The sequence below is a fragment of the Microvirga sp. P4_G7 genome (assembly GCF_056401005.1).
Genome location: NZ_JBFUKD010000128.1, coordinates 1 through 7,629, shown reverse-complemented (window position 1 = coordinate 7,629; position 7,629 = coordinate 1). Strand labels below are relative to the sequence as shown.

7 protein-coding genes are annotated in these 7,629 nt (G+C 61.1%); all 7 read left to right on the top strand.

Going from position 1 to position 7,629, the window contains the following annotated elements; genetic code table 11:
• A partial coding sequence (locus tag AC1DT3_RS08190) for a M14 family metallopeptidase (RefSeq protein ID WP_477464758.1) occupies positions 1–711 on the top strand: 711 nt, incomplete at its 5' end.
• Between the two features lie 157 nt (positions 712–868).
• On the top strand, positions 869–2,407 hold the full coding sequence (locus tag AC1DT3_RS08185) for an ABC transporter substrate-binding protein (protein WP_477464757.1): 1,539 nt from the start codon (positions 869–871) through the stop codon (positions 2,405–2,407).
• A 56-nt stretch (positions 2,408–2,463) separates the two neighbouring features.
• Positions 2,464–3,408 carry an ABC transporter permease gene (locus AC1DT3_RS08180; RefSeq protein WP_477464756.1) on the top strand — a complete coding sequence of 315 codons (945 nt, stop codon included), beginning with the start codon at positions 2,464–2,466 and terminating at the stop codon, positions 3,406–3,408.
• A complete protein-coding gene (locus AC1DT3_RS08175) occupies positions 3,405–4,277 on the top strand; it encodes an ABC transporter permease (protein WP_477464755.1) in 873 nt (290 codons plus the stop codon). The genes AC1DT3_RS08180 and AC1DT3_RS08175 overlap by 4 nt, the downstream gene beginning before the upstream one ends.
• A 2-nt stretch (positions 4,278–4,279) precedes the next feature.
• A complete protein-coding gene (locus tag AC1DT3_RS08170; RefSeq protein ID WP_477464754.1) occupies positions 4,280–5,281 on the top strand; it encodes an ABC transporter ATP-binding protein in 1,002 nt (333 codons plus the stop codon).
• Positions 5,278–6,282: an ABC transporter ATP-binding protein gene (locus AC1DT3_RS08165; protein ID WP_477464753.1), complete on the top strand. Its 1,005-nt coding sequence runs from the start codon at positions 5,278–5,280 to the stop codon at positions 6,280–6,282. The genes AC1DT3_RS08170 and AC1DT3_RS08165 overlap by 4 nt, the downstream gene beginning before the upstream one ends.
• Before the next feature lie 9 nt (positions 6,283–6,291).
• The coding region (locus AC1DT3_RS08160; protein WP_477464752.1) for a M81 family metallopeptidase at positions 6,292–7,629 on the top strand (1,338 nt) is incomplete at its 3' end.

Sequence of the window (7,629 nt, the reverse complement as noted above, 5' to 3'; positions counted from 1 at the left end):
CGCGACATGAACCGCTGTTTCCCGGGAAACGCGAAAGGGACTTTCTCGGAAATGCTGGCGCATTACATCGATTCCGCGCTGCTGCCGTTGGTCGACATATCCGTCGATGTCCACACCGCAGGACATTCCATGGAATCGGCCCTCTCCACCAACATGCATTACTCGACGGATGCGGCCACACGGAAACGCACGATGGATGCGGCGGCAGCYTTCGGGGCGCCGTTCAACGTCGTGTTCTGGGGAGTAGACGAGGGCGCGACGCTGACATCCTCGGTCGAACGACGCGGCATTCTTTCGCTCGGAACCGAGCTCGGCGGCTGGGGGCGCGTGAATGTGGAGGGCGTGCGCATCGGTGAGCGCGGCCTCAGGAACGTTCTCAAGCATTTCAAACTGATCGATGGCAAGCCTGAAACGGCGCAAATCGATGGCGCCACTGCAACGCGACACATGATGGTGCGCGACCAGGACTGCTATTTGTTCGCGCCGTCGGGAGGCCTGTTCGAGCCACGACACCTCGCCGGCGAGTCCGTCGAAGAGGGCCAATCGGCCGGCTTTCTTCATTTCGTCGAGGATGTCGACCGCTCGCCCATCGAACTCTTCTACGCCCGCCCCGGCATTCTTTGGATGGCATCCGGACCGGGGCGCGTGCAACGCGGCGACGTCGTCGCGGTCGTAATGAACGAATACGACGATGCGTTAGCGGCCAGTTGAGCGAAACAGCAGCGGCCCGGTCTGGGCTGCTGCTCTTTGCCCACGACCCCGTCCTGCACCGGGCAGACATCGTCGAACGACAAGAAGGTGCAACAGAGCGACTTCGAGAGCCTCGTCAGAGGCGCCGCGGCGTGATGCCGCCCAGTGGGAGAAGAACATGAAACGGTGGATGGTTTCCAGCTTGGCCGCCTTGGGAGCAGTGGTCCTGACCGCTGCGCCCGATGCCGCGTTTGCCCAGCGCAAGGGCGGGGATGTGGTTGTCGGCATCGTGCAGGCGCCGCCCTCGCTCGACGCTCAAGTGACATCAGCGCAGGCAGCGCGCAACATTACGCTGCATCTCTACGAGACGCTTTATGCGCGGGACGAGAACGCCAAGCCTGTGCCGGAATTGGCGGAAGACGTAAAAATCTCCGAGGACGGCAAGACCTATGTCTTCCCGATCCGCAAGGGCGTGAAATTTCACAACGGCAAAGATCTCGACGCCAACGACGTCGTGGCCTCGCTGGAACGGTACCGCAAGGTTGGCGCATCGGCGTCGCTCCTGAAGGCCATCGACACGGTGAAGGCCACCGGGCCGAGCGAAGTGACGATCGTCCTGAAGGAAGTGCAATCCACTTTCCTCGACAATCTGTCGTCGCCACGCGCGCCGATCGCCATCTATCCTGCGGAAGAGGCGGCCAAGCCGGCAAATCAGATCAACTATATCGGCACCGGTCCGTTCCGCTTCGTCGAGTATAAGCCCGACAGCCACGTGAAGATCGCGCGCTTCGACGGTTATGTGCCGAATCCCAAAGCAACCGCACGCGATGGTTTCGCCGGGAAGAAAGAAGTCTTCCTCGATTCCGTGACATTCCGTTTCATGCCGGAAGCCGGTGCGCGCAATGCGGCGTTCGAAGCAGGCGAGGTGCAGCTTCTCGAAACGGTTGACGGCCCCACCGCCAAACGGCTCGAGGGCAACAAGAACTACGCCGTCTACAAAGTATTGCCGTTCGCCTTTCAAGTCATCAAGTTCAACCACGCCTTGGCGCCGACGAACGACGTGAATTTCCGTCTCGCCGTTCAGGCGGCGCTCGACATGGAAGAGATCATGGCGATCTCGTATCCCGACATCTATCAGATGGATGGCGCATGGCTCTATCCRGGCGCACCCTTCTATTCGAAGACCGGAACCGAGAAGTACAACAAGGCCGATCTTGAAGCCGGCAAGGCACTCCTCGCAAAGTCGGGATACAAGGGTGAAAAGCTCACTTTCATCGTCGACAATCTGCGCCCGAACGTCGACACCGCGACCGTGCTGCAACAGCGCCTGAAGGACATCGGCATCAACGTCGAGCTCTCCGTGGCCGATTGGCCGACCGTATCGAAGACCGGCTTTACACCGACCGGTTGGAATTTCTGGGCACATGGCTATGGCATCGAACCGTATGAAGGCCCCGCCTCGGTGATGGCGCCTTGGGTCAACGGCACCTCGCAGCAGAAGAAGGACGACAAGATCGACGAGCTCTACAACACGCTCAATTCGACGATGGACGAGAGCAAGCGCAAGCAGATATTCACGGACTTCCAGACACACATGTACGACAACGCGGTCGCCATGAAGGCGGGCAATTACGGTCTGTTCCAGGTCGCAACGGCCAAACTGAAGAACTTCAAGCCGTCTCGCATCCCACGCATGTGGGGCGTGTGGCTCGACTGATTGTCAGAGGGTGGGCGGGGTTTTCGCCTCCGCCCGCCCGCCAACGGGAGTTCTGAATGTCGTCATTCCTGATCAAGCGGCTCGCCGGCGCGATTGTCGTTCTCGCGCTGGTGTCCTTGATGTCGTTYGCGATCATCTGGCTCGTGCCGGGTGATCCGACGGCGGCCTTTCTCGATACGAGTGCGACGCCCGAACAGGTGGCGCGCCTGCGGACGGAACTCGGCCTCGATCGGCCGATCCTGCTGCAGATGGTCGATTGGTACAGTCGGGTTCTCCGCGGCGACCTCGGGCATTCCATCCTTCTCAATCGCAGCGTGACCGCGGCGATCATTGAACGCCTTCCCGTCACCTTGTCGCTGGCTGGCATAGCTTTGGTGCTGGCGCTTCTCGCAGGCATCACCGCCGGTGTCATCGCCGCCGTGAACCACAATCGCTGGCCCGACCAGCTTGTGATGACGATTGCCTTGTTCGGTCTCTCAGTTCCCGACTTCTGGCTCGGCATCATGCTGATCCTGCTGTTTGCTGTGAAGTTCGGTTTCTTTCCGACCGGCGGGTATATTCCCATCGGCGAAGATCCGCTCGGCTGGCTCAACAGCATCATCATGCCGGCTGCCACGCTCGCGATCATTCAAGTCGGCTTCGTGGCTCGCATGACCCGCGCGTCGATGCTGGAGGTTCTCAACCAGGATTTCATCCGGACCGCGGATGCAAAGGGATTGAAACGTGCGGAGATCATGTTGAAGCACGGGCTGCCGAATGCTCTCGTCCCTATCCTCACGGTGGGTGGCATCGTCGCCGGCGCGCTCCTCGGCGGCGCGGTCATCATCGAGCAGGTGTTTTCGATCCCGGGCGTCGGCCGCCTCGTGATCGGCGGTATTCTCTCGCGCGATTATCCGGTCATCCAAGGAGGCCTGCTGTTCCTCGCCGTCATCTATCTCGCCGTCAATCTGGCTGTCGACGTGCTCTATGCCGTCGCTGATCCGCGGGTGCGCCTCGAATGAGCGCTGTATCCCCGGGCCTCGTCGCCGCTCCAGCCAATCCGACCCTCGCGATCATCAGGCGACTGGTTCACAACCGTTCCTTCGTGATCGGCGCTTCACTCGTTCTCGCGGTCGCGCTGGTCGCGGTTTTCGCAGGCGTCATCTCGCCGTACGATCCGCTGCGCAACAGCTTTCGGACACGCCTGCGTCCGCCGGACGCAACCTTCTGGTTCGGAACAGACCACTTCGGCCGCGACATTCTCTCCAGGGTCATTTACGGGGCACGCATCTCGCTCATGATAGGCCTGATGACGGCGCTCCTGACCGGCATCATCGGGACGCTCGTTGGCGCGACAGCCGGTTTCTTTCGCGCGCTCGACAATCCGATCATGCGCTTGATGGACGCGCTGATGGCCTTTCCGGCAATCCTCCTCGCGATCACGGTCGCGGCCGTCCTGGGTGCATCGGTCACCAATGTGGTGATCGCGCTCTCGGTGGCGACGACGCCACATACGGCGCGCATCGTCCGTGCATCGGTTCTCACCGTGCGCGAGCGGGAATTCGTAGAGGCTGCCCGCGCTCTCGGGGCAACCGATTTCCGTGTGCTGTTTCGCCACGTGATTCCCAATACGTTCGGTCCGTTGATCGTGCGCCTCACCTATGTTTTCGCGACGGCCATTCTCGCGGAGGCGGCGCTATCCTTTATCGGTGTCGGCCCGCCGCCGCCCGCGCCCTCATTCGGCAGCATCATCGCTCAGGGCCGCGATTTCATAGCCGAAGCGCCTTGGATCACCATCTTTCCAGGGCTCGCAATCATGGTTTGCGTGCTGGGGCTCAATCTACTCGGTGACGGTCTACGCGACGTTCTCGATCCGCGGATGAGGGTCTAGCGATGGCGGAGACCAAACCGATCCTCGAAGTCCGCGGTCTGACGACGGCGCTTGCCGGCACCAAGGCGACGATTCTCGAAAATGTTTCGTTCTCGCTGCAACCCGGCGAAGTGCTTGGGATCGTCGGCGAATCCGGCAGCGGCAAGAGCATGCTCGCTTTGGCGATGATGGGGCTTCTGCCAAAAGCGGTTCGTACGAGCGCGGGCTGCATCATCCTCGATGGTGAGGATCTGACGACGCTTCCGCCCGATGAGTGGCGGGAGAAGCGCGGACGCGACCTTGCGATGATCTTCCAGGAACCGATGACCGCACTCAATCCGGTCATGCGCGTCGGCAATCAGGTGGAAGAAGTTCTGCGCCGTCGTCGCGGTATGACGAAGGTGCAGGCGCAGCGGGAAGCTGCCAATTTGTTTCGTCAGGTCGAAATCCCATCGCCGGACGAGCGCCTGAAAGCCTACCCGCACGAATTGTCCGGTGGCATGCGCCAACGAGTCATGATTGCCACAGCGCTGGCAGCGGATTCGCGTCTGCTGATCGCAGATGAACCGACCACCGCTCTCGACGTKACCGTGCAGGCGCAAATTCTCGATCTCTTGCGGAAGCTGCAGAAGGAGAGGGGGCTTTCACTCCTTTTCATCACGCACGATCTCGGCGTCATCGCCGAAATTGCCGATCGTGTTCTCGTTCTCTATGCCGGACGGGTGGCCGAAGTCGCGCCCGTGCGCCAGATCTTCGACAGCCCGCAGCATCCCTACACGCGTGCTCTGCTGGCATCGATTCCCGAGATCGATGGTCCGCGCGGACGGCTGGTGACGATCGATGGAAGTGTGCCGTCCGTTGGAGCAATGCCCGAAGGCTGCCGCTATGCACCGCGTTGTCCGCATCGCCGGGACGTTTGCGACGCGGCTCCGCCGCCTCTTGGACGTATTGGCGAAGATCAGTATGTCGCCTGCCTGAAACCGTTCGGATTCGATCTGAAGCTCATAGAGAGGGCGCTCACATGAACGTACCTCATGTCATCGAAGCGCGCGGACTCACCAAGGTTTTTGGTTCCCGGGGCCGGCTGTTCGGGAGCAAGTCGGGAGGCGCGCGAGCCGTCGATGGCGTCGATCTGGCTGTTCGCTCCGGCGAGACGCTCGGTCTCGTGGGTGAATCGGGCTGCGGCAAGTCGACGACGGGTCGATTGCTTCTCCGTCTCATCGAGCCGACCGACGGCTCTGTGCATTTTAACGGTCGCGATCTGACCGATCTCTCGAGGGCGGAATTGCGTCGTTCGCGCCGTGAGATGCAGATCATCTTTCAGGATCCGTATGGCTCGCTCAATCCGCGCATGACGATCGGCGATGCGATTTCGGAGGCATACATTATTCACGGAATAGGCAACCGCGCGGAGCGTCGAAAGGCCGTGCTCGACATGCTCGATCTGGTGCGCCTTCCTCGCGCAGCTGCAGAGCGCTACCCGCATGAGTTTTCCGGCGGTCAGCGTCAACGTGTCGGCATCGCGCGCGCATTGGCGCTCAGGCCGAATTTCGTCGTTTGCGATGAGGCAGTGTCCGCGCTCGACGTCTCAGTGCAGGCGCAGATCATCAATCTACTGCAAGATCTCCAGCGTGAGTTGAATCTCACCTACCTTTTCATCTCGCACAACCTTTCAGTCGTTCGGCATATCTCGGACAGGGTTGCGGTGATGTATCTCGGTCGGATCGTGGAGATCGCCGCGGCGGACGATCTTTTCAGAAAGCCGACACATCCCTACACCCGCGCCCTGCTTTCGGCTATTCCACCGTCGCATCCGGATGCGCCCCGCCACCGGCATCGGCTGACTGGCGATTTACCGAGTGCGCTCGCCATTCCGAGTGGTTGCCGCTTCGCAGCCCGCTGTCCTTTCGTGGAAGACCGCTGCAGGGCGGTCGATCCACCGCTCGCGCCCTTGCCTGATGGCCGACTGGTGGCCTGCCACCGCGCGGCTGACGGAACGCTCCCCGCTTATGATTTGAATTCCTGAGGAAACGTAATGCCGAAGATCATGATCGTCGAATGCATGCAGGAAATTTCTTCCTTCAATCCTCTGCCGTCGCAATACGACAATTTCCACATCGAACGCGGCCAGGACGTCTATGCCCAACGCGGCCTCAACACGGCGATCGGTGGCGCTCTCGCCGTATTCGAAGCGCAATCTGACGTCACCGTCGTGCCGGTGATCGCGGCTCGTGCCGGCAGCGCCGGCCCGCTCTCGGCCAAGGGGTGGGATCGCCTCTCGAAACAGATCGTCGACGCGGTCGAATCGCACCTGAGCGACATCGACGGCATCTATGTGTCGCTTCACGGCGCCATGGGTGCGGAGAGCGAGCTTGACCCGGAAGGATACCTGCTCAGCGCGATCCGTGAGATGGCCGGGCCGAAGATGCCGATTGTGATCTCGCTCGATCTCCACGGCATTCTCACCGACAAGATGCTGCGCCAGATCGACGGTCTCGCGATCTATCACACCTATCCGCATGTCGATTTCGCCGATACTGGCGAGCGCGCCGCCAAACAATTGTTGCGCCTGCTGAATGGCGGAATCAAGCCCGTGATTGCCAGGGTCGTCATTCCCGCTCTCGTGCGCGGAGACGAGCTGATCACCCGAATCGGTTGCTACGGCGATCTCATCCGTGAATGCCAGCGCATCGAGCGGGATGGAACGGCGATCGCGGCGGGCATCATGATCGGCAATCCGTTCACCGACGTGCCGGAATTGTGCTCGCAGGTTCTCGTCATGACCGGCGGCGACGAGGCGACGGCGAAGCGCGAAGCGGAGCGTCTGGCCGAGGAGTTCTGGCCGCAACGCTTCCGCATGCAGGGAAAGCTGATCCCGCTCGATCGGGCCATTGCCCAGGCGAGCACGATCGCCGGTCCCGTTATCTTTACCGATGCCGCGGACGCGACATCGTCCGGTGCGACGGGAGACTCCAACATCATCATCAAGGCTCTGCGGGAAGCCGGATACTCGAAGCGGGTGCTGGTCCAGATCGTCGATCCCGACGCCGCTGCCGCAGCCCACAAAGCCGGCGTCGGCGCCACGATCGACGTGACGCTGGGCGGCTATTACGACAACAAGCGCTTCGCGCCACTTCCTGTCCGAGCGCAGGTGAAGTTGCTGTCCGACGGCCAGTCCCGCCTCGAAACGATGAAGATCGCACTCGAAGCGGGTCCGACGGCTGTATTGATCGTCGATAATTTTACGATTGTGGTGTTCAGCCGTTCGATCAGTCTGTTCGACCGTGCCATGTACTATTCCAACGGTCTCAATCCAGTCGATTTCGACCYGATCGTAGTGAAATCTCCGCATACGGAGCATCACATGTACGAC

Bases quoted from the DNA above. Each gene is read 5' to 3' on its own strand.
- AC1DT3_RS08175 (WP_477464755.1), top strand. From the start codon at position 3,405: ATGAGCGCTGTATCCCCGGGCCTCGTCGCCGCTCCAGCCAATCCGACC.
- AC1DT3_RS08165 (WP_477464753.1), top strand. From the start codon at position 5,278: ATGAACGTACCTCATGTCATCGAAGCGCGCGGACTCACCAAGGTTTTT.